Below are 22136 nucleotides of genomic sequence, written 5' to 3' on the forward strand. Positions count from 1 at the left end.
GGGGTATTCGTCCTTTTCGTGCTAAATCTGGCGGTTTTCCTGGCTTTTTCTCTAAAAATCAAAGACTTATGCGGTCATCAATTTCTTCCGAAGGTCAGCGCCTTAACGCAAAATCTGGCGCTTCCATCGGGCCGTACGGCGAGCGCAGGTTCGAAGGTGACAAGCAAATCCGCACCATGCGCCCGCTGTTCGGGTCCACGCTTCGGCTCATCGCACGCCTTGGCGACCAGACGCGCATTGCCCAGGTTGAACTGCCTGATCTCCCTCTGCGAGACGACCAGTCCAGTATCGAGGTTCATCGTCACTCGTTCTGCCGCGCCGCTTCACTATCCGGCCGTACGCTGCCAACGTGCCGCATCCAGTAGCATGTCGCGATAACGGTCAATCGGAAAGCTCAACGTACCGCGGAAATTGACATGCGCGAAGTGCGCCGGCCCCAGCCGCCGCAACCAGTCGTCGTCAATTCCCTGTCCTTTGCGTTGCCAGTCATCAAGAGTGGTCTGCATCCGCTGCGTGTTCCACGCAATTACCAGATTTCGCGACGAAACTCCAGGTTGCTAAAGTAATCGCACAGGAATAGCGTGCGCAGTAGCTTGCCAAGGTGGTCCGCCGCCCGGTACACCGGGTCACCCTGCGCGGCGCTGCCGAATCGCTGCAAAGCGATACTGGCGCTCACGCGTCCCGAATGAATCGACGCGACGACGCGCAGCAGTTCCTCCCAGCCATCCCGAATTGCCTTGATGGATATTTCGTAGGCAACGACCGATACCAGCCCGTCGGGAGCGGCCACTCGTCGGGGCAAATACAGTTTGCGTTCCGAGAGGTTGCGAAGCCGCGGGCATAGATCGAAACCGAGGAGCTTCGACACCGCCATTCCTACATTCGTGTACCCATGCGTGTCTACCGAAAGTCGCAGCAACCCGCCGTCGTCACGGTTCTCGTTGTGACGGATCACACCCTCGATCGCGACTCCGGCCTGACGTTCGTTCAGCACAATCGGCTGGTTATAAACAATGCCGTGCTGGTCCAGCACGTGCGTATACATACCCACCGCATGAGTGCGACGTCGCGGATCGACCCGCGCATAAAAGAGGTGCCTTGACGTATCAAGACTCATTGAGTCGCTTGATGCCTGCCGTCCGGTGCCCCAGAGTTCCGTAATCGGATGGCTGCGCTGGAATTCAACCACGCGGTCGTTTGCACGCGGCAGCCGACCGGGCATCTCAAGCAGGCGCATTGCCGTCGAAATGTGCGCAGGGTCCAGCTGCGGGATCATGGCGGCAACGTTCTTCGCGTCCATTTCCGTGCCGTGGGCGATCAGCGCAGCGTACAGCGAGACGAGTTCGTTTGCATCGCGCGCCTTGCGTGACCGGAGCACTTCACTGAAGCCCGTGTGGGCATCCGTCTCCATGATAATGTCGGCGAACTGCGCGGTGCCGATCTCCTTGAATATCAGATCCCGCGTGCGTTTCGGTATGCCGTCGGTCGGCAATGCCTCGATTGGGGACAAGTGCAGCGCGCCGTCGGTACCGATTGTCACGCGATCTGCCTCGCGCGCCTCCTCCAGCGCAGCAAGGCCTGCCTTCAGGTGTTCCGTCAACCGTTCTAGAAACGGCTCCGCGGTCCCCGGCAACCCGAGCGACGACAGATAGCGCTCGCGATCGCTTTCCCATTGCGTGGGCGGAATCAGCAACTGATCACGCTCCCGGAATGACAGGCTGTGGTTGATCCAGACCGAGCCGCGTCGAAGCCCCTTACGCAGACCTGTGATTGCCGATGCCTCCAGTGCCCGCAACGCGCGCGCCCGATCGTCACCCTTGACGAGATCGCGCCAGGCGGCGCTTACCGGCACATCGCAGTTGGGTGGCAATTCGGTCGCGCCACTGTCGTGCAGTGTGCCGATAAGTTCGAACTGTTGCAGGCTTTGTTCTGCTTCGCGGCCTACGAAGCCTAGCTCGCGTAACGGCCCCAGCAGGTTGCGGATGCGGTGATGATCGTCGGTGAGCGCTTCGCGTACGTAGGCTGCATGACTTGCCGGCGATTTGTCTGCGAGGCCGTCCAGCAGTTTGCCTATATCGTCGAGACGTTCTTGCGCCGGACGCTTGCCATCCTGAACCAACGCCTTGATCGCGAGCAGTTGCTTCCTGTATTCGACAGCCGAACGTGCCTGCCGGACCGTCGTACGGTCGTAAGCCTGCCGCACAAGGTCCGAGACCCTGCGTCCTGCCTGATAGAGGAGGGCGTCAGTCAACTCGAGCAGCGTGACCCGCAGGAAAAAAATCAGCTCAATGGTGCGGGTCGACTCCTTGAGTTCACGAACCTTCGCAGGACGGCGAGCCTGAATGCGCTGCGCGTATGCACGCTGCTTTTCGATCGGCACGGCGTCGAGTACCCACGTGTGCGCACCGAGTTCCTTGAGGAACCGAACCTTCGCGAGGGTTTCGGTAAGCGTCGTCGGGCTGTGTCGCGCGGGCGGCGTCTTCAGCCATTCGAGAACTCTCATGCCGGAGGTCCCATGCTGGGCAGAGAGGACAGAATCGGCATGCATTAACTGCGTTTCCGTGACTGCTGCTTTGATAAGTGCGAGCAGACCACGCTCAAGGTCCGACCAGATCTTGCGGCCGAGATCCCGCAATTTCCGCTCGGAGGGTATCAGGATGCGACGCTCATACAGCCAGTAATGGACGTGCTGGAGCAGCTCTTCAAGGGTAAGTGATTCGGCGGCATCCTGTCGCATCCACGCTTCCAGTGCCGCCCAGTGGTTCGGTTCGATCGACGTCAGGCCGAGATATTCGCAGGTCCAGACCTGATGCTCGTACAGCGTCTTATAGCGTTGATAAAGTGTGCGAAGGGAGGCGATAGTTGGGGTAGGAAGGCCAAGCCGCTCGCCAACGTAGTGCAGTAACGCGCGCGGCAGTGTGCCGACATGATCAAGGGTGTGGCCGCTGGCACGCAAAAAGACTAGTTGGATGGCAACGCCAGCTCGGCGATCGCGCCAGAATCGCTCGTTGATCGCGGCAATGTCGCTGTCAGTCAGCGCGAAGTAGCGCTCCACGTCGAATCCCGAGAGTCGGGAGGGCAGGCGATCCTGCCCCACATAGCGAAATTCCAGGCCTGGCATCTCCTCCCTCCCGTCAAGGTGGCGCGATCTGTAATCGCGGGCGGGTACGGTATCGCAGACGCTTTTGGTCCTTCGGACAAAAGTCAGATCCCCATGGCAGCTCACGAAATAAAGCTCTGAAGGGAAAACCGCCAGATTTAGCACGAAAAGGACGAATACCCCGGGTCGCAGACCGTCACCTGATAATCGAGGCCGACAGCGATATTGCACAAATAGCGTGACAACTGTCCGGCCCCGATTACCAGCATCCTGTAATGCGGTCCATGTGTCGTCACCAGACGCCCGTCGCTGAAGTTGACGCCGTCTCCCGAGTTTGCCTGAGCAAGACGTACCGCGCCCGTCTCCATATCCAGAGTCCGCGCAACCAGGTGACCATCCTTGATGGCTTCGCACAGCTCAGCTATGCGACTCGACTTCGTAAGCGGCTCCAGCACGAGCTGAATCGTGCCACCGCATGGCAAGCCTAAACGGCATGCTTCTTCTGCTGTGAGGCCGTATGTTAACGCTTCCGGTACCGAATACTGGGTACCGTGCTGCCGCACGTAGTCAACCAGGTTTTTCTCAATGCAGCCTCCCGAGACCGACCCTACCACCGCGCCGTCGTCGCGCAGAGCGAGCATCACTCCCTCCGGACGCTGCGAGGAGCCCCACGCCTTCACCACCGTCACCAGAAGAGCACTGTGCCCCTGGTCAAGCCATCGTGCGCCAGTCTTAAGAACCTCTACATCCACGCTTTCCATTATGTGCCTGCATCAGCTAACTCGCGGACGTCGCTACCGCATCTACATTCTTAAACCGATCCATGTTCGCCCCCGCTTCGGAGCCGACGCTACACCGGCCAATGTCATCACGCGTAGCAAGAGCAGTTTAAAAAACTGTCCCTGTCGGGGCTCTCGCTCCGCACATTGGCGCGCCGACCATCATGCGGTAGCGCGTCGCCAGCCTTCGATGACGTTGTTTCCTTGCGGTCGCTATAGTCTCACTCAACGCATCCCAGCTTGAAAAAACCCACTGTTGCGCTGAGATCCTGCCCCTGAGAGTTCAAGGACGCAGAAGCCGCCGCTATCTCCTCAACCAACGCGGCGTTTTGCTGCGTTGCATGATCCATCCCCGATACTGCGGTGTTCACCTCACTGATCCCATGGCTTTGCTCGTGCGCCGACCTGGCAATCTCGCCGGTGATGATCTCAACGTTGGAAATCGCTTCCGTCAATTCAACAATCGTCGCGCCTGCGCGGTTCACCTGCTCCGCCCCAAGCTGCACATTGCCAACGGAAGCCTCTAGCAACGCCTTAATTTCCTTCGCGGCACCAGTCGATCTCTGGGCGAGGTTACGTACTTCTGCCGCGACGACAGCAAATCCTCTTCCACTTTCGCCGGCTCGCGCGGACTCAACGGCGGCGTTGAGTGCCAGGATGTTAGTCTGGAACGCAATCCCTTCGATCATGCCAACGATTCCGACGATTCGCCCGGACTGTTCCCCCGCAACGCTCATAGTCTTCGCAGCGCTGGTCACCGCTTCGTTGCCACGCCGCGCAACTTCGACGGCACCTGCAGCGACCGCGTTGGCGCTTTTTGCCTGGTCGGCGGTACCGCGCACCGTGCTTGCGAGTTGTTCCATATTCGCAGCTGTTTGCTGGATCGACGCGGCCTGTTGCTCGGTCCGGGCTGACAGGTCAAGATTTCCAGCCGATACTTCGCTCGCCGCGAGTTCAAGAAGGCGACTGCTGACCATGACCTTTTGAAGAACGCCGTGCAATTTCTCGACGAACGCGTTGAACTGCCCCGCGAGTTGCCCCACTTCGTCACCGCTAACTATGGGCAGGCGTCGGGTGAGATCGCCGTCGCCTACTGCAATTTCGCGCATGGAGTTGGCCAGACTCCTGATTGGCGCGGTCATCCGACGCCCCAAGACTGCAGTAGCCAGGATTGAAGAAGCAAGAACCAGCATACCCGCCGCGATAAGCGTCCAGGTAAGAACGTTCGCGCCAGCCATTACTTCCGATTCGGGTACAAGAGCATAATATTTCCACCCGTTCTTTGGCGAGGTATAGACGTAAGAACGGTACACCGCGGCGTCCATCAACACGCTGCCCAGTCCATCTCCTGCAAGCGCCAGGTGCTCATATCCACCGCCGAGTCCTTTAAGTTCCTTGAACTCATGTTTTTTGTCATGGGGGTCGATCAGAATTTTTCCGCTGCTGTCCACGACCAGGAGGTAGCCGGTTTTGCCAAACCGGATACCGCTTGTCAAACGTGCGAAATCCGCTAGCGAGATGTCCTCCTCGATAACTCCAACCGCATCTCCCATGCCGTCCTTTGCTATGCGTGCAAATGAGATCATGGCGTCGCCACCGGCTGCGGCGCTTTGATATGGTGCGGGTCTCACGACATGGTCCGGAGTCGCCGCGGCTTGCTGATACCATCCCCTGGCACGGGGGTCATAATGTCCGGCACCGAGGCTTTCCATTGGCCACTGGATATATCCCCCCCAACGTGTGCCGATATCAAGATAGCGCAGGTTGGGGTGTGTATCGCCAAACTGCTTGAACAGGACAAAGATCGCCTTCTCGATCTCGCCATTGGAATCCGGCGTCATCTGACCGCCATGACTCAGGTAATTGGCGATGCTCTGGTCAGCATCCTTAACTTGCGTCGTCTGCGCCAGATAATTCAGATTCTGCTCGACCTCCGTGAAGTTGGCATCGAGCGACGCGTCGGCCTGAACAATTCGCGTCTGGCTGGAACGCGCAAACTCATCGACTGCCTGTTTTCGTACATTCAAAGCTCCGATCGTCGTGAGTAGGAAGACAGTAACGGCTAGTGCGCCGCCCGCTACGCCGCTGAACTTGAATGCGATTGAGTTAGTGAGATTCACAAACTGCCCCCGATGTGACTTCGAACGATCATCCAGTATCGCCTTGCATCGCGCGTGTTTCGCCATCTTCCATACGAGAGGCGCAATACATCTCACCTGACGCGCTCCAGATGGGCTTCATGATGGTGTGAGAATTCAGCATCGTCACGTCGTCCGTCACATGAATCATGCCTTCACGCATCCAGTGCGGCATTTATGCCGCGCCTTCGTCTTGCAGACTTACCGCGCGCCTAGACTTCCCATGCGAGTTCCAGGATGTTTCGCAGATCCTGTTCGGTACGGATCGGCCGGACATTGTTGAGCGTCACCATGGGGTGCTCCAGCGCCGGTTGAATCATTTTCTCAACGTGTTCCCGGTGAAGCCCCAAATCACGGAGCGACATTGGCATGCCAAGCTTGCGTAACAGTTCGGCAAGAATCTCGTGAAAGGGCCGCGTCGCCTCACCCAACGCCGCACGGAGACGCGCATGCTGTGGTTCGGCCCAGTCTTCTAGCCACTTTGCCTGCGCAAGCATCATGACGCATGCCGCGTCACTGTGCGCCACGCCACCGTAGGGCCCGATGATGTGCACCATCCAGTGACTGAATCCGTGCGGCACTGACATCTGACCCATTCCTGTGTACCAGGTAGCAAGTTGACAGTTGGTCAAGGAATCACGTGAGGGCCTGCTCTTCAGTTGGGGAAGGTTCTGCATATAAAGCCGGACTGCCTCCTCCGCCAGCAGCCCGGCAAAGGGATGAGGCAACGTCGAGCATGCGGTATTGATTGCATGGTCCAGGCCGCGGATACCCGTGGACAGCAGCAAGCTGGAAGACGTCTGCCCGAGAATCTCTGGATCGTAGATCACGGCACGCGGGGAACCATCTGGCACGACAAAGCGGGCCTTAAGTTTCGTCTCGTCATCAATCGGCGTACTGACCGGCGTCCACTCAGCGGTGGACAAAGTCGTGGGGATCGCTATTTGACGAATCCGCGCGCTCGCTCGAGCGGTCGATAACATTTCTGTCCCGTCTGGCGACAGCACGAATTGCAGCTTGAGCAGCGCGGCACGGTCGTACGCCTGTTCGGATACGCAAAGCTGGATGGCCTTGCACATATCCATGACTGAACCGCCACCCACCGAAACAATAACGTCTGCCCGCAGATCCCTTACAGCGATAGCAGCATTCAAGACGTTCGAAAGCGGCGAATGCTCGCCCACTTCGTCAGTCACTCCGACCAGTCGGTCTCCAAGGCATTCCGTCAATTCCGCGATGATCGTCGTTCTCGTTTTAATTGTCCGCGAGCACACGATAAACACGCGTTCATAACCGAACGTGTCAAGAGCCTGGGGCAGCTTCCCGGCGGCAGGCGCGTCGTGGTAAACACGTTCATGCCCGCTAAATCGATAACGCGGCGTAGGTTGAATGCACATTTTATTTGTCAAGATGCTCACGAGTTATATGCCCGGCCACCAACGCTTTCGCAGCGTTAGTACCGTGACACGGCAGCGGAGGCTCCATCGCAGGGGCGCGAAATTGCTGGCGTTGCAGGGGCCCCGCACCAACACGGTAATACACAAAAAAGAAGCGCCCAGAAGGCGCTTTAACTTGGAGCACCGATGTTATGCCGGCATGTCGTTGCCTGATGTTGTCAGCGATACGAGATGCCCGTTACCGATCCCGTACGACAGCGGGCAGAGGCCTATCGTAAATCAGCGATTCACAACCGCTTTTGGCATGGCAAGCGCGAGAAGCGAGCCCACCAGTACGATCACGCCAACAGTGACCAGACCTGCCGTCATGCTATGGGTGAGGTCCTTCAACCAGCCAATGAGGAAGGTGCTGGCGAAACCGCCGAAGTTAGCCACCGAACACATGAACGCGATACCGGCCGCAGCAGCTGTTCCTGCAAGAAACGTGGGCGGAAGCGCCCACACTACGGGCATCGCGGCCGCGACGCCTGCATTCGCAATCGAAAGCAGAATGATTGTGATTGCAGTGCTTCCCGTAAACATTGTGCTCGCGATAAGACCAAATGCAGCACACGCGAACGGCAATGCGATGTGCCAGCGGCGCTCACGGAATCGATCAGACGAAGACCCGTTAATCAGCATCATTACGACGGCCAGCGCATTGGGAATAGCCATCAGCAAGCCGATAACCAGGGCACTTTTCACGCCCGATTCCCGAATAATAGTCGGAAGCCAGAAACTGATGACATATGTACCAAGCACAACACAGAGGTCAATCAGTCCGACCGCCCACACCTTCAGATTGAAGAAAGCGTCTCTCATGCGATGCTGGCGGCCGGTCTGGGCGTCTCCTGCCAGGTCGGATTTCAGACGCGCTCGCTCATCATCGTTCAGGAACGGCGCGTTCTCTGCGCTGTTCGGCATGAACGCGAGGACAATTGCACCCAGTGCCACCGATGGCAGCGCCTCAAGAATGAACAGCCATTGCCACCCTCCGAAGCCATGCACTCCGTCGAAGCCAGTCATGATCCAGCCAGAAAGCGGCCCACCGATAAGGCTCGACAGCGGGACGCCCATCATGAAGAGTGCGATGATCTTGCCGCGACGTGCGCTGGGAAACCAGTTGCTCAGGTAGAGAAGAACGCCGGGCAGAAAGCCCGCCTCTGCGACGCCAAGTAAAAACCTGGCAATATAGAACTGGGTAGGCGTTGCAACAAATGCGGTTGCACCAGACAGGATGCCCCACGTGATCATGATTCGCGCGATCCACACCCTGGCGCCGACCTTCTGCAGGATGAGGTTACTGGGGACTTCAAAAATGATGTACCCGACAAAAAAGAGCCCAGAACCCAAACCGTAAACAGTGTCACTAAAACGCAGAGCGTCAAGCATCTGTAGTTTCGCGAGACCCACATTGACGCGATCAAGATACGCGAAGAAGTAGCAGAAGCACAGCAATGGGATGATCCGCCAGACTAGCTTCCTGTACAGATCACGTGCAGCATCCTCATGGACGACGCCCTGCGAGGAGTTTAAAGAAGGGGTCGACATAACGTCTCCAATGGTCAAAGGTAAGTCAAAGATTCGAAAGTTAAAAGAAGTTTGAGTAGGAACCCGAATTATTCAAAAGCGACGTCGTCGCGTGTGCCGAGTTACCAGACAGCGAGCGCGTTTTTCATTTCCGGACAGTTTTCTCGACCGAAGACTACGTGACATCCAGGCGCCCGTGATCCAAGGCAGGTATGGAGTGATCATAGTCAAAAACAATTCCGTGTACAAACTAAATTTCCGCTGCTCCCGGACTCGTTTACCCGTACACAACATAGCCTTACGGACAGAAATTTAGCGTCCGCCAAATTGACGCCAGAGCGGGACGGCCCCGCCACAGTATCTAAATCGACTTTGAAAAGATCAGGAGATTTCGGCTCCGTAAGTGCCGGGCGCGGCACGCACATCCACCGCGGTGCGAGCCGGCAAAGCAATTCGGAGTATGAGAAGGTGCGAGAGCAGCTGCGGGAAGACGTTAGTTCTTCCCACGCGCGGTCTCAAGAGGGAGAGCAAAAAGGCAGGGACTATTGCGTTGCCAGGTAGCGGAGCGTAGCGCGCACCGAGGAGTGAAAGGTGGCGGATCAATTGACGCGCGCAGCCGACTGCTCGCCTGCGCGAAGCACTCAGCCACCAGTATGGGTAAGCTTTTTCAGTAGTGCCAGCAAGGCGACGCGCTCGACGTCATTCAACGGCGTGAGGATTGCTTCCGTAATCTTACAGCCTACTTCGACCGTCTTCGAAACGACATCACGTCCTTCATCCGACAGGGCAATGATGACCTTTCGCTTGTCGCTTTCTTCAGAGGTAGTCTCAATAAGGTTCCTATCCCGAAGCCTTTCGACGACGCCCGTCATGGTGGAGCCGTCAATCGATGCGAGTTTGCTGAGCTTGCTCTGAGGCATTGGTCCGTGAGTCGCGAGCGCAAACAACATCGATATCTGAACTGACGTCAGCTGAGGTGTGGCGCTGTATTTTTGGAAGATCGCAGATGCCTGCTGGTTTGCCTTCCGCAGCAAATGACCGACCTGGTCCGAATAGATATACCGATCTCCCGCGGAGTTTACGAGCAACGCAGTGTCCCCTTTTTTGCCAGCCATAGTTCCTCAGTCGCGTGTCAATCGATTGACAGTCTCAGGTGTGAATCCGGAGCAACGAGACCTGCAATTTGCAGGTTCGATCCCGCAGCGAAGGTTTGTCCAGCCAGCACGCCGGCGGCGACCATCAAGCGACCGGCTACCAGCAGCTGATCCAAAAAACTTCGCATACGGAGATTCTACCGCAGAATAGCTGCGGCGGACCAATGGCGTAGTTCGGGAATCAGCGCGCAGTCTTCGACCAGCCCCGGTCGACAATGTATGCGTTTCCGTCAAGGATGCGCCGGGCCGTTCGCGAGAAATGAACCTGACGAACGCTCCAGCCCGATGGCGTGTGTTGGGTCTCACCGTAAATCGAGATGAGTCCGCTCGGGTGGCCGACCTTGACGTCCCGAGGCGTGGTAGCGGTCGAGCTGCACTCGTGCACAACGGTGCCGTCGATCTGTGCAGCGATCGAGATGCAGATCGATCCCCCGCCGGGAAACGCTTTGTGCATTCCGACGCTCGGCACGACCATGCGGGCCACAAAATCCATTTCCTCTGCCGTCACCTCGCGGTCCCCTGCATAGGTTACATAGGATTGCGATGGCGCGACGAGAATGGGAAATGGAGTCAACGTGTTGTCAGCGGGCAGACCGCACATCTCCGCAACCCTGCTCCTCACTTCCTCGATCACGTCGATCTGTTCGCTCGTAAGGTCGGTGGGCATTTCTACACCACTCATGTTGAGGTCACGAGCCCGGACAAATACGCTCAGTGTGCCAATGTCCACGATCGAGACGTCGACGTCTTTGCCCAACGAACTGATGTGAAGCGTGTTCCGGGGCATCCCAGTCGGCAGCAGGTGGCCGGTTGCGCCACCACTTGTGTCCGAGTAGTCAAGCTTAACCGCGGCGCCGGTTCCTGGGACTCCATCGATAGCAAAATCCCCCTGTACGCGCGGCTGCCCGTCGACGACCTGGACGATGATGTGCAACAGTTTTCCGGTGTTCGTGTTATGAACCCGGACTGTGGTCTCGGGCTCAACGGCAGCCACTAGCCCCTCCTCAATCGCAAAGACGCCGACTGCGGAGGAAATGTTGCCGCATACGATTTCATAACTCACCGTCGCATCCTCGATTCCAATCTGGGCGAACGTGTAGTCGAAATCCGCATCCGGTCGGGTTGCCGGGCCAATAATCGCGCATTTGCTGGTGAGCAGGTCCGCCCCGCCCAGGCCGTCAATCTGTCGCTTATCGGGACTTCCGAACAGCGCGAGAAGAAACTTGTCGCGTTCGCCGTCATCGACAGGCACGTTTTCCCGCATCAGAAACACCGCCTTACTCGTTCCTCCGCGCATGATGGTGCACGGCACCTTTATCTGTTCTGCCATGGGAATATATCTCCGTTTAAAGCCAAACGTTCGTGATTCGAGAGCGCACGCGAAAGAAATACGTCACGGTAGTTCCACACCTCTCAGTCACCTTTAAAGATCGGCCGACGTTTTTCAGCGAATGCAAGTCGGCCTTCAATCCGGTCCTCGGACGATAGAAGCATCGAGAACGATTGACGCTCAAGCTCGAGACCAACAGGTAGCGGAACATCGCGACCGGTCGTCGCCAGTTCCTTAACTGCGAGCACCGCGAGCGGAGCGTTTGCAGCGATACGGCTCGCGATAGCGTGCGTGGTTGTCGCCAGTTCCTCAGGCGGAACCACCCGGCTGACGAGCCCGATCCGCAGCGCTTCCTGAGCGTCTATGCGATCCCCGCCCAGCAGCATGAGCATCGCATCTGAGGTCCCAACTGCGCGAATCAGCCGTTGCGTGCCTCCCGCCCCGGGAATACTTCCTACAGAGACCTCAGGCAGTCCGAACGCCGCATTTGAAGACGCGATCCGGATGTCACACTGAAGGGCGATCTCGAGCCCCCCGCCCAGAGCGAACCCGTTGATGGCCGCAATCACAGGCTTCACGCAACGCAGGTCCGAAGGTACGGGAGAAGGGGGGATACGTCTGAAATGGCGCCGAGGCGCGCTCCCGGAAGGTGGCCTCGTCTTCTTCAGGTCTGCGCCTACACAGAAAGCGCGGCTGCCTGCGCCCGTCAGAACGATCACTCGAACTTCCTCACTTGCTGACGCCTGCGTCCACGCCTCGAGCAGCGCGGCACCCGTCTCGCTGTCAATTGCGTTGAAGGCTTCCGGCCGGTCGATCGTGATGGATGCAACGTGGTCCTTGATTTCGGTCCTCACACTCATGTCCCCACCTGCTTTTCAAGTCCACTCGTCATACCTGCAACGTTCAGTTTCCTTTCCGCCAATTCCTGAAGCAGCTCGGCGGTGTGCTGACCCAGAACAGCAGCCGGGCGGCTTCCGGTCGACGCGTCAAGTCCGAACCGGGCTCGTGGCAGGCGGCTTTCACCTGCCACAGGATGGGTGAGATGCTCTGTGACATCAGACGATTCGAACTGGGGACTCGTTACCAGATCCTCGTAGTCATTGATCGGTCCGCAAATGATGTCGACGTCGGCAAACGCTTTGAGCCAATGGCTCCGGGTACGAGTTCGCATTCGTGCCTCTAGCGCGCCAACAAGCGCCGGTCTGTTCGCAACTCTATCGGCAAGTGATCTGAATCTCGGGTCTGTCGCAACGTCCGGAAGCTCAAGCACTCTGCACAACGCATCCCATCGCGCGGGATGGTAGGCTGCCACCATCAGCCAACCGTCCTCGCACTGAAACGCTTCGTTCGGCGCCGCGTAGGGTGCGGCGCTGCCCATCGGAACGGGAACGATGCCATCCGACATATAGCTTGCCAAAGGAATCAGTTGAAGGGCAATCGCGCTGGAGAACATGTCCACGTCGACACGTTGGCCGCGACCCGTCCTTGAACGCTCCTGGATCGCACCGAGCACCTGAATTGCGCCCAGATATCCGGTGACCATGTCGACGATCGGCGCCTGGACCTTGCAAGGGCCGACGCGCGTGTCGCCGGTGATGCTCATTAAGCCGGAAACAGCCTGAATCACACCGTCAACCCCTGGTGCCTTCCTGAATGCCCCCCCCTGTCCGTATGACGAGAACGACACATAGATTGCCCTCGGATTGACGCGTTCGACCCACTCGTAACCGACTCCGAGGCGATCCATGACGCCCGGCCGAAAGCTCTCGACCACGACGTCGGCAGGGCCAATCAGTTCCCGCGCGACTGCAACGTCACCGGTGTTCTTCAGGTCGAGTACGATGCTGCGCTTGTTTCTGTTGAGTGCCATAAACGGCACACTCTCTCCATTCACGTGCGGGGTCAGTGCACGACCGAGATCACCGCTGGGCGACTCCACCTTTACGACGTCGGCGCCCATATTCGCGAGCATCATCGTGCAAGTAGGCCCAGCGGCGACCTGCGTGAAATCAATCACGCGCAATCCTTCCAAAGCCCGTTCCAACATCGCGCTCTGCCTTATAAATCAAATATCCCGACTACACGGCTCTCGCCGTGTTCCATTACCCTAGACAGACGGGCTGCTGAGGCTTCTTCCGCCGCACACGTATAGCAACTGACCTGTTACGTAGCTCGTCTGCGGCTGAACGAGAAATACGACTGCATTGGCGACGTCCTGCGGCATGCCGATGCGCTGTACAGGAACCGACTTCTTCAGACCGTCTTTCACATCGTCGCGCAGGCTGTTGAAAAGAGGCGTGTCGATAATGCCCGGGGCAATTGCGTTGACCGTGATGCCGCTGCGCGCATACTCAAGTGCCAGACTGCGCGTCAGGCTCACGACGCCACCTTTAGCCGCCGAGTAGCTAGCCTGTCCCCGGTTGCCCAACCAGGCTCTCGACGACAGGTTGACAATCCGGCCAAACCCGCTCTCGACCATATGCGGCAGCACCGCCTTGCAGCAGATGAATTGCGATGTCAGATTGGTATCCACAACACGCTGCCAGAAGTCCAGATCCATCTTTGCAACAAGACGGTCACCGCCGATGCCGGCGTTGTTCACAAGGATGTCGACCCCACCATGCGACGCGGTGAGCTCTCGAACCGCCTCCTCAACCTGATCAACGACGGTCACATCGAGCGCGGTACCAGTGACGTTAGCGCCCAGCGCCTTCAATTCGTCGATCGCCTCGACCAGGGTGTCCTCGTCGTAGTCCCAGATCGACAGCCGATAGCCTTGCCTCGCCAGCTCCTTCGCAATGCCGAAGCCTATGCCCTTTGCTGCACCCGTCACCACCGCGGTGAGCGTCTGCGGAGCTCGAAAGGCACTTGTGAGGTCTTCATTTGTTTCAGTCATTTCGGTGCCCATCACGCCGCAAAAATATGAATGGAGCACGCCGCGTGGTCCATGCCCCAGATGCCGCCACCGGTGACCTGCGTGAGTCCAATCTTCGCGTTCAAGACCTGTCTGCGCCCGGCACGCCCTTGCAGTTGCTCGCAAATCTCCACGATCTGAGCTACACCGGTACCTCCCGGCGGATGCCCTTTCGCGAGCAACCCGCCACTCGGATTGACAGGGATGCGCCCCCCCAGACTCGTTGCGCCACTCGCGAGAAGAGCAGCGGACTCGCCGCGCCCGCACAGGCCCAGTGCTTCGTAGTAGAGAAGTTCGGAGATCGTGAAGGCGTCGTGCAGCTCAATTACATCGAGGTCTGCCGGACCAATACCCGCCTGCTCGTAGGCGAGCTTTGCCGCGCGACGTGTGATCTCAGCCTCGGTCATATCAACAGATTCCGTCTCGAACAGCCCCGACTGAACAACGGATGCGAGGACCTTGACGGGTTCCGCATTTCCCTTGCCCCACGAATTCGAAATCACCACGGCCGCAGCGCCATCGACCACTCCGGGGCAACATTGGAGAAGCGTGAGCGGCTCTGCGACGGGCCTCGATGCCAGCACATCCTCTCGTGTGACTTCTCGGCAGAAAGTCGCAATCGGATTGAGCAGTCCGTGCCTGCGGTTTTTTACCGACACATCTGCCAGATCTGATTTCGAAAGGCCGTATTCGGCCATGTAGCGGGTTGCGCGCATCGCGTAGAGTGCGGGCATGATCATGCCTCGCCTGTTATTCCAGTCGTCGCTGCTGAGCGGCAATGCACCGCCGCCGAACGCACTAAGCTTGTCCATGCCGAATACAAGCACAGTGTCGTACTGCCCCGACCTAACGGCCTGCAGGCCAAGCTGGAACGCAGTCGCGCCGCTTGAACAGGCATTGTCGACGTTGTACACCGCCTGCCCCCGCGTATGCAGCTCCCGCAATGCACGCTGCCCAGGCAGCATCCCACCAAACGCGTTACCGCAGTAGAACGCGTCGATCTCTCCGATCTCCAATCCCGCGTCTGAGAGTGCGTCTGAAATCGCCACTTGCGCAAGAGTCTCTTCCGGCAACTCAGGGAAACGCCCGAAATCGGAGATGCCAACACCAACAATTCCTACCTGTTTCATAAGTCTCTCCTTAAACGATCGCGAACGCGTAATCCTTCGTTCCATCGGGAAACTCCCATGGCACTACCTTGACCGCCCTCTCGAGGACAATCGTCGACTCCGGATCGATCAGCAGACGTCCGAATACGCGTACCTGTCCGGGGAAGTCAACCATCGCGAGCCCGTACGGTGCGCGATCCTTACCTGGGTGAACAATCGTGTATGTGTAGAGGGTTCCGCGCGACCCCAGGGAAACGTCCTCGTTCTGAATCCCTCCTACGCCGTATTCGGCGGGTGGGAAGCGGGCGTGCTCGGCACGCGACGACACGCTACCAATCAGCTCGAGGCTGCCGTCCAGTTCACGAAAATGCGATCCTTCTCTTTTTGACAGATTCATACCGTTTCCCTGTTTGCCAACATCGCGCAGTTGACTAGCCATCACCAACCGCGCATTTACAATTCAAGAATCAGAACTTGTGATCGATACCAATCGCAATCTGGTAAGCCGACCTCGCTCCTGCCCTAAGAGGAGTGCCAGTGTCCAGCGTGGCTCCATTTGCGTTGAACCGTTCAAGCTCGAAAAGTCCGATCAATTCAGTGCGTTTTGACAGGAAGTATTCCGTTACGAAATAGCCCTTGTTCGCTATGCTTTTTGGCGATACATCGCTGGTCCGCTGTCCGCGGTAATACGCCAACGTCAGATCCAGAAATGGAGTCGCAAACCAGCTCACACCGCCCGAATACACCGAGGTCTTCAGGTTGGCGTAGCCAACGCTTCCGCTGTTAATTTTGTTCTGCGTCCATGTCGCCCGAAGCTGGACTGTTCCGAGGCTTACGACGCCACCCGCGGCGAACGCGTTAAGATCGACTCCCGCAGCGTCGCGAAATTGCATTGCTGCACCCCGCAGCGTGACAACGCCACCGTCGTAGCCAACCTGCCCACCTGCCGAACTGTTGCCTCGAAAGTTTCCGCCAATCCCGCTGAATGCGTACATCGCTTCAGCCGTTACGCCGTGATTTGCATAGGCATACTTGATCGAGTTATCTTGGCGATCGAGGCTGTTGCCGGTCGTCGTCGCGTCCGCTCCGAAGTGGGTTGCGATTGCCGATCCCGGGATTCCGAGGTAGCCGAAGGCGACGTTCATGTTCGTTGCCGCATTACTGGCGCGAAGCGGATCGGTCGCCCAAAAAAGCTCGGCGAGCGGCGTGTAGTTTCTGCCGAGCGTCACCGTCCCGTATTGATCGTTTGATGCCCCGACATACGCATTACGATCGAACATCCTGGAATTGTTTCCCCCAACTCCGTTCGCAACGTTGATTGTCGATACAAGGCTGAAAACTACCTTGGTACCCCCGCCAATGTCCTCGTCGCCCTTGATACCCCAAAACGACGGTGACCAGAAACCCGATCCCAGCGTGACCAGACCGCCCCCGCCCCCGGAGCCTGCCTGATTGCTTCGGTACACCACTCCGGCGTCAAGTACGCCAAACAACGCTACGTCTGAAGCTGCGTGTGCAGCCGTTGCGACCGTCAGCAGCGCTGAAAGCAAGACAAAACCCTTCACACTCCCTGAACTCATCACCAATTCCCCTTTGTCGAAAAGAACACCTTATACAAGTCCGTCGGCACCTTTTTATTTTGTAGTACTTATCGAAAGCAACAAGCCCAACGCTCCAAGATCTTCAGGTGTTTCCTTGCGCTTTCTTCTATCTTCCGGCCTTGCCAGCTCCTATGCAGCCAGACTACGACCGGTGTTCAGCATGAGTGACTCGTGGACCATTTCTCCATTCGCGAGGATTCGCACGTCGTCAAGCCACATTGAACATCCCCGCATCGGGACGTCGACGTGGCAAGGCGTGTCATTCAGCCCGCCAACCTCCCGGTTCGGACCAGTCGAGAACAGAACGTTCCCATAGAATGCCAACGCGTCCATGCCGATCTCTTTCTGAGGGTCGGCAATTGCCATGTGATGCCACTGTGCGGACTCGTTAAGTCCCCAGCCGATATGCGATATGGCGTAAGCTTTTTCGTCAAACGAAGCCATGTAGTCCCGCAGCAACGCGGCGTCCAGACCACGACCCTCAATCGAAACCACGTAGCCAGCTTCGATCTCAAGCGTGATGGGCTCTTCCACATACCGGCGGAACGCGCAAAGAATGTCGCCTCTATTGATAACCACGCGGCCGTCGACTCCCGCGTCATTGCCTTGCGTGAACAGGAAACCCGATGGCCAGTGATCCCATCGACCGGGCGTGTCTGTATAGCCGTACTCAGGGACTACCGGATACTGGCCCAGCTGGTATACGACATCCGTCCCGGCATCCGAGCGAATTTTCAGCGTCTTTGCAGCCGAGAGCATTTCGGTCGCACGTTCCACGCGTTTTCGGACACTCTCAGTGGGAAACATGCGCGCGAGGACTTCGGGCGGCTCGATAACGAGCAACATGCGCGCCCCAGCAGCAGTGATCTCATTCTGCTCATCCGAGAACAGCAACGTAACCAGATCAACGACCATGTCGGCACGCTTGAGCGCTTCGATGGCCGGACGGTTACCAGCAAGCGATGTCTGCCCAAAGTTCTGCATCACGCCGCCGTACGCCGGTCGTTTTGGAAGATTCATCTGATAGGCATGACCGCCAAGTTGCTGCGCCGCGAGCAGAAATGCTTCCGCGTAATCCGCACGCTCTCCACCTTCTGTAAGAATCGCGAGCGTCTGGCCGGGCCCGAATTTTGATAACTCGAGCTGCGCGCGAAACATCGCTACGAGATCAATGGTGTTCATTCTTTTCTCCGGAGTTATTCGGGCCGGGCCGCCTCGAGAGCAAGGCGCACATCGGGCAAACGCATCACATCCGCGTACTTCTGCTGCATATCGAAGATGCTGTTGTCGTGCGCGGGGATCGAGCGATCGCCACAGCAATCTTCGACCACAACGGTCCTGAAATTATGACTGACAGCGTCTACAACGGTCGCGCGCACACAGCCCGACGTGGTGCAACCCGCAACGATCAGGGTGTCGACCCGATGGCTCACCAGCCAGGCCGCGAACCCCGTGCCAAAGAAAGCCGAGGGTTCGGTCTTGTGAATCTCGAGTTCCCCGGCAATGGGCGCCATTGAACCGACAAATTCAGACGCGGGGTTTGAAAGTGTCAGAGTGGCCAACGATGGTACTTTCGTCGCCAGGACGCCAACATTGCTTCCGTCGGCGTGGTAGATGATCCGCGTGTGCGCGATCGGGAGATGCAGATTCCGGGCGTGTACCAGTAGTTCAGACGCCGAGTCGACTGCGCCGGGGATGTTGCCGCCACCGAAGAGTCGCGGATCGTTGAAGCCGACTGTGATGTCAACGAAAACGACTGCGGGCCGTCTGCCAATTCCGACACGGTTCCCGAATCCCTGCGTCTGAAAGATTGCGCTGTCGTTCATACAGCCCCCACGCGTTTCGTAAGGTCACTGGTCGCCTCGCGAGCACGATCGACAAGAGGAACATTAAAGACGTCATAACCGAAGACCCAATCTGGGTTGGTGTCGTGACGAAGCCAACGGTTCAGAGACGATTCGTGCTGGATCGCTGTCGCCCGATCAATGCGGTTTTCGCGGTAAAGCGAGAAAGCTGCGTCGTACTCGTCGGCTCCCGTTTCCTTGAGGCAACGCACCAGCATGGCTGCGTCTTCAATGGCCATGCAGGCACCTTGCCCCATGTGGGGCTTCATCGGGTGACAGGCATCACCCAGCATCGCGACGCGCCCACGACTCCAGAGCGGAAGAGGATTACGCTCGTAAAGCGCCCACTCACTTACGTCCGTGCATGCATCCAGGATCTTCTGCACCCGCGGCTCAAAATCCGCGAACGTCTCGCGCAAGGCGGAAATACTTCCTTCGCGCGATGACGCGCCGGCGTCCCAATTTTCAGACGGCACACCGGTAACGAAATACAACTCGTCTCTGGCTCCCGTCAGGAAGTAGACGATGATGTGCCTATCCGGCGACCACCACTTCGTACAGTCATCAAGCGCCAGGCCTTGAGCTGCGTTGGCCGGGAAGATAGCCCGGTGCGCCAGGTAGCCCGTATAGCGGGGCGCTTCGGGGCCAAGAAGAATCTCCCGGACTGTCGAATTGACGCCGTCTGCGCCGATAACCAGGTCAAAGACTTGGCGCGCCCCATCCGAAAAATGTAGCTCGACTCCGCGCTCATCCTCCTGAATTGATACCAGACGCTTGCTCATTGCGATCGAATCCGGGCGAACAGCGTCAGCGAGGATGGAATGAAAGTCGCCGCGATGGACGGTGAAGTACGGCGCACCGTATTTCGCCTCGATTGCGTCGCCCATCTCGAGTCGAAAGGTCTCTTCACCCGTGTCGAACATCCGACTGATAAAGGACCGCGGCTGGACCGCTGTGCCCCGCAACTTCTCGTCGATGCCGATGGCCCTGAGAATCCGCGTAACGTTCGGACTAAGATTGATGCCGGCACCAATACGCGCGAGCGCCGGCGCCTGTTCGAAGACCGTGACCTCGAATTCCGCCTGCTGCATCAACGCGGCGGCCGCCAGTCCTCCGAGCCCACCTCCAACTACTGCAATTCTCGGCTTTGATCGACTATTCATATTTCCTCTGTGCTTTTCCTGTAGTGGCAGCGGGCATCGACGTGGCTGCATCAACCGTAGAAACATTGTACACGGACTATTTTCATTCGGCGCCGCCTCGTGAGTCATGGATAACCCTATCAAAATGCGTTATTTTTTGTGATTCCGGGCCCGCGACGGCACCGTTTTGTCAGTACACATGCGATTTAGTCAAAGAGTGGCAGGACTGAGGGCTCGGGCACGATTTTCATCCCTGGTCGGGCGGGCGTCCGCACGAACCGTTGTGGCAGGTCCGCGGACACTGGTGAACCAGGTGCACAAAGAGAGTGGCGCCTGTATTCCAGAAAAAGCAGACCGCCTTGCCGCGGTGGGCGCTGGGCACACCCCAACTTCACCCGAGTTCACATTCATATTTCAACTCATTCAGCGCGAGCGCTTTGCGCAGAAAGTTTCAGCCTCAGTCCGAGGTTTCACGAGGCCATTTACGACGGGGAAATCGGTTGCGGCACCCGGCGCACGGTCTCGGCTCGCGTTTTCCCGCCGGGCGGGCGGTCCGGATCGCACTGAAACGTTGGCACGAGGCAAATAATACTTTGTACACAATCTATATTTATACATACAATGAGACTGCGCGGGTGGTTTGCGAAAGGATTGGTGCTCGGTCGAGGCGGACATCGCACGCATCGCCCGGCGCGTGAGTTCCAATTCCAGGAGAGCAGGATGAGTTCTACGGTTCGGGGGCGCCACGTCTTCGTAAATGGCATTCGATTGCACTATCTCGAGTTCCCGCGCGATGCGCCGGCACTTATCGTTCTCCCCGGCATCACGATGCCGGCCGCCACATGGGAGTTTGTCGGACACAGACTCGCGCAGAACTTCCACGTGATTCTGATCGACAATCGTGGCCGTGGCCTGTCGCAGGCAACCCCGGCAATGAGTTACCAACTCAACGATTACGCGAGTGACACGTTGGGGCTTGTGCGAGCGTTAAAGCTTGAAAGGCCTGCAGTGCTCGGACATTCGATGGGCGCGCGAATCGCTACGAGGTTTGCGGCCATGGCACCCGGCAGTTGTGGTCGACTCGTGCTTGCTGATCCACCCATGACTGGCCCGGGCCGGAGGCCCTACCCGGCCCCGCTCGACTGGTATCTCTCGTCAATGGAAAAGGTGTCTCGCGGCGAGGGCTTCGAGGAGATGCGCGCGTCACTAAACTGGCCGGAAGACCAGCTTAATCTCAGAATGCAATGGTTGCCAACTTGCGACCGCAAGGCAGTAACTGACTCCTACAACTCATTTAACGACGAAGACATCTTTTCGAGTCTGCCTAGGATCGAGTCAGAGACTCTGCTCATGTATGCGGAACACGGCGACACCGTGCGAGACGGTGAAGCCGCGGACTTCGTTGGCAGATTGCAGCGTGGTCATCTATGTAAAGTGGAGAACGCCGGGCACATGATTCCGTGGGACAACCCCGACGCGTTTCACGAGACCGCTGCCGCGTTCATCCAGACGGGCCGACTCCCGTAGATCCGCGTTCTGACCTGCCATATCGTTTAAGTAGCCACAGAGGCACACCACCTCTGCGGCCGACTGAAAGCGAGACACGCAGCCGCTGGCAGCGCCTCGACCTTGAACCGCATCCTCTTGCGCCGACGTCCAAAGCCAGGCTACCGGGATGGGGGTTAGCCAGACAGGTCCGGCTTCGGCCAACCACAGCGGCCCCCGACAATCGTTCTGCCGAGCTTGCATCCCGGCCACCTTGCAGATTAGCAAATTACCACGCGTACTGAGTACTATCGATTCTCAGCGACTGCCGCTTGAGTCTCTTTGCAGAAATACCCGAGATTTCCCGCCTCCTGCAAGCACATAGGGGGAAATCCTGTTCGAAATCATTTTTGACATACTTTGCATACGGACTTTATTTCCTCTAAGATGGGTTCAGGCAACCCTTGCATGCCAAGCATCTGCTCCCGCTGCGTTGTAAGTTCTTGCCGGATTCGGCCCTTGGCGTGATCTTTAGGTAGCGCCCTTCCCGATCCATAGAACGCCGGCATTGAAG

Annotated in this window: 17 protein-coding genes and 2 pseudogenes; 1 reads left to right on the forward strand and 18 read right to left on the reverse strand. The window is 57.9% G+C overall.

Features of this window, described 5'->3' with window-relative positions; genetic code table 11:
- Positions 1-77: 77 nt before the first annotated feature.
- From P0D73_RS39310 to P0D73_RS39395, 18 genes and pseudogenes are all read right to left on the reverse strand, one after another.
- Positions 78-299 carry a hypothetical protein gene (locus P0D73_RS39310; protein WP_408435384.1) on the reverse strand — a complete coding sequence of 74 codons (222 nt, stop codon included), beginning with the start codon at positions 297-299 and terminating at the stop codon, positions 78-80.
- 27 nt (positions 300-326) lie between these two features.
- Positions 327-3121 (reverse strand): annotated as a pseudogene (locus P0D73_RS39315) (Tn3 family transposase).
- Positions 3122-3282: 161 nt separating this feature from the next.
- Positions 3283-3861 (reverse strand): annotated as a pseudogene (locus P0D73_RS39320) (XdhC family protein); the annotation flags it as partial.
- Between the two features lie 239 nt (positions 3862-4100).
- Positions 4101-5999: a methyl-accepting chemotaxis protein gene (locus P0D73_RS39325; RefSeq protein ID WP_408435386.1), complete on the reverse strand. Its 1899-nt coding sequence runs from the start codon at positions 5997-5999 to the stop codon at positions 4101-4103.
- Positions 6000-6027: 28 nt separating this feature from the next.
- Positions 6028-6192, reverse strand: coding sequence for a hypothetical protein (locus tag P0D73_RS39330; protein ID WP_408435388.1), 165 nt, complete (start codon positions 6190-6192; stop codon positions 6028-6030).
- Positions 6193-6229: 37 nt separating this feature from the next.
- Positions 6230-7435: an iron-containing alcohol dehydrogenase gene (locus P0D73_RS39335; protein WP_408435390.1), complete on the reverse strand. Its 1206-nt coding sequence runs from the start codon at positions 7433-7435 to the stop codon at positions 6230-6232.
- Positions 7436-7693: 258 nt separating this feature from the next.
- The gene (locus P0D73_RS39340) at positions 7694-9004 is read right to left on the reverse strand and encodes an MFS transporter (protein ID WP_408435392.1); all 1311 of its coding nucleotides are present in this window, start codon (positions 9002-9004) and stop codon (positions 7694-7696) included.
- A 620-nt stretch (positions 9005-9624) separates the two neighbouring features.
- Positions 9625-10098: a MarR family winged helix-turn-helix transcriptional regulator gene (locus P0D73_RS39345; protein ID WP_408435394.1), complete on the reverse strand. Its 474-nt coding sequence runs from the start codon at positions 10096-10098 to the stop codon at positions 9625-9627.
- 220 nt (positions 10099-10318) lie between these two features.
- On the reverse strand, positions 10319-11467 hold the full coding sequence (locus P0D73_RS39350) for a 2-methylaconitate cis-trans isomerase PrpF family protein (RefSeq protein WP_408435396.1): 1149 nt from the start codon (positions 11465-11467) through the stop codon (positions 10319-10321).
- An 83-nt stretch (positions 11468-11550) separates the two neighbouring features.
- Complete coding sequence (locus P0D73_RS39355; protein WP_408435398.1) at positions 11551-12327, reverse strand: enoyl-CoA hydratase/isomerase family protein; 777 nt, start codon at positions 12325-12327, stop codon at positions 11551-11553.
- Positions 12324-13514 (reverse strand): CaiB/BaiF CoA transferase family protein, encoded by a 1191-nt coding sequence (locus tag P0D73_RS39360; protein WP_408435400.1) that lies wholly within the window; start codon positions 13512-13514, stop codon positions 12324-12326. The genes P0D73_RS39355 and P0D73_RS39360 overlap by 4 nt, the downstream gene beginning before the upstream one ends.
- A 60-nt stretch (positions 13515-13574) precedes the next feature.
- Positions 13575-14363 carry an SDR family oxidoreductase gene (locus P0D73_RS39365; RefSeq protein WP_408435402.1) on the reverse strand — a complete coding sequence of 263 codons (789 nt, stop codon included), beginning with the start codon at positions 14361-14363 and terminating at the stop codon, positions 13575-13577.
- A gap of 11 nt (positions 14364-14374) precedes the next feature.
- Positions 14375-15511, reverse strand: coding sequence for a thiolase family protein (locus P0D73_RS39370; RefSeq protein ID WP_408435404.1), 1137 nt, complete (start codon positions 15509-15511; stop codon positions 14375-14377).
- 10 nt (positions 15512-15521) lie between these two features.
- Entirely contained in the window at positions 15522-15887 is a 366-nt protein-coding gene (locus tag P0D73_RS39375) for a Zn-ribbon domain-containing OB-fold protein (protein ID WP_408435406.1), read from the reverse strand.
- 70 nt (positions 15888-15957) lie between these two features.
- Positions 15958-17055 (reverse strand): porin, encoded by a 1098-nt coding sequence (locus P0D73_RS39380; protein WP_408435408.1) that lies wholly within the window; start codon positions 17053-17055, stop codon positions 15958-15960.
- Positions 17056-17220: 165 nt separating this feature from the next.
- Positions 17221-18273 carry a 2,5-dihydroxypyridine 5,6-dioxygenase NicX family protein gene (locus P0D73_RS39385; RefSeq protein ID WP_408435410.1) on the reverse strand — a complete coding sequence of 351 codons (1053 nt, stop codon included), beginning with the start codon at positions 18271-18273 and terminating at the stop codon, positions 17221-17223.
- A gap of 14 nt (positions 18274-18287) precedes the next feature.
- The gene (locus P0D73_RS39390; protein WP_408435412.1) at positions 18288-18917 is read right to left on the reverse strand and encodes an isochorismatase family protein; all 630 of its coding nucleotides are present in this window, start codon (positions 18915-18917) and stop codon (positions 18288-18290) included.
- Complete coding sequence (locus P0D73_RS39395; RefSeq protein WP_408435414.1) at positions 18914-20098, reverse strand: FAD-dependent monooxygenase; 1185 nt, start codon at positions 20096-20098, stop codon at positions 18914-18916. The genes P0D73_RS39390 and P0D73_RS39395 overlap by 4 nt, the downstream gene beginning before the upstream one ends.
- A 699-nt stretch (positions 20099-20797) precedes the next feature.
- Here P0D73_RS39395 and P0D73_RS39400 point away from each other — a divergent pair.
- Positions 20798-21604, forward strand: a complete 807-nt coding sequence (locus tag P0D73_RS39400; protein ID WP_408435416.1) for an alpha/beta fold hydrolase — start codon at positions 20798-20800, stop codon at positions 21602-21604.
- The last annotated feature ends 532 nt before the right edge of the window (positions 21605-22136 follow it).

Source organism: Paraburkholderia sp. RL18-101-BIB-B (assembly GCF_046026985.1).
Lineage (GTDB): Bacteria > Pseudomonadota > Gammaproteobacteria > Burkholderiales > Burkholderiaceae > Paraburkholderia.

Bases quoted from the DNA above. Each gene is read 5' to 3' on its own strand.
- P0D73_RS39310 (WP_408435384.1), bottom strand. From the start codon at position 299: ATGAACCTCGATACTGGACTGGTCGTCTCGCAGAGGGAGATCAGGCAG.
- P0D73_RS39330 (WP_408435388.1), bottom strand. From the start codon at position 6,192: ATGCCGCACTGGATGCGTGAAGGCATGATTCATGTGACGGACGACGTG.
- P0D73_RS39340 (WP_408435392.1), bottom strand. From the start codon at position 9,004: ATGTCGACCCCTTCTTTAAACTCCTCGCAGGGCGTCGTCCATGAGGAT.
- P0D73_RS39345 (WP_408435394.1), bottom strand. From the start codon at position 10,098: ATGGCTGGCAAAAAAGGGGACACTGCGTTGCTCGTAAACTCCGCGGGA.
- P0D73_RS39350 (WP_408435396.1), bottom strand. From the start codon at position 11,467: ATGGCAGAACAGATAAAGGTGCCGTGCACCATCATGCGCGGAGGAACG.
- P0D73_RS39355 (WP_408435398.1), bottom strand. From the start codon at position 12,327: ATGAGTGTGAGGACCGAAATCAAGGACCACGTTGCATCCATCACGATC.
- P0D73_RS39360 (WP_408435400.1), bottom strand. From the start codon at position 13,514: ATGTTGGAACGGGCTTTGGAAGGATTGCGCGTGATTGATTTCACGCAG.
- P0D73_RS39365 (WP_408435402.1), bottom strand. From the start codon at position 14,363: ATGACTGAAACAAATGAAGACCTCACAAGTGCCTTTCGAGCTCCGCAG.
- P0D73_RS39370 (WP_408435404.1), bottom strand. From the start codon at position 15,511: ATGAAACAGGTAGGAATTGTTGGTGTTGGCATCTCCGATTTCGGGCGT.
- P0D73_RS39375 (WP_408435406.1), bottom strand. From the start codon at position 15,887: ATGAATCTGTCAAAAAGAGAAGGATCGCATTTTCGTGAACTGGACGGC.
- P0D73_RS39385 (WP_408435410.1), bottom strand. From the start codon at position 18,273: ATGAACACCATTGATCTCGTAGCGATGTTTCGCGCGCAGCTCGAGTTA.
- P0D73_RS39390 (WP_408435412.1), bottom strand. From the start codon at position 18,917: ATGAACGACAGCGCAATCTTTCAGACGCAGGGATTCGGGAACCGTGTC.
- P0D73_RS39395 (WP_408435414.1), bottom strand. From the start codon at position 20,098: ATGAATAGTCGATCAAAGCCGAGAATTGCAGTAGTTGGAGGTGGGCTC.
- P0D73_RS39400 (WP_408435416.1), top strand. From the start codon at position 20,798: ATGAGTTCTACGGTTCGGGGGCGCCACGTCTTCGTAAATGGCATTCGA.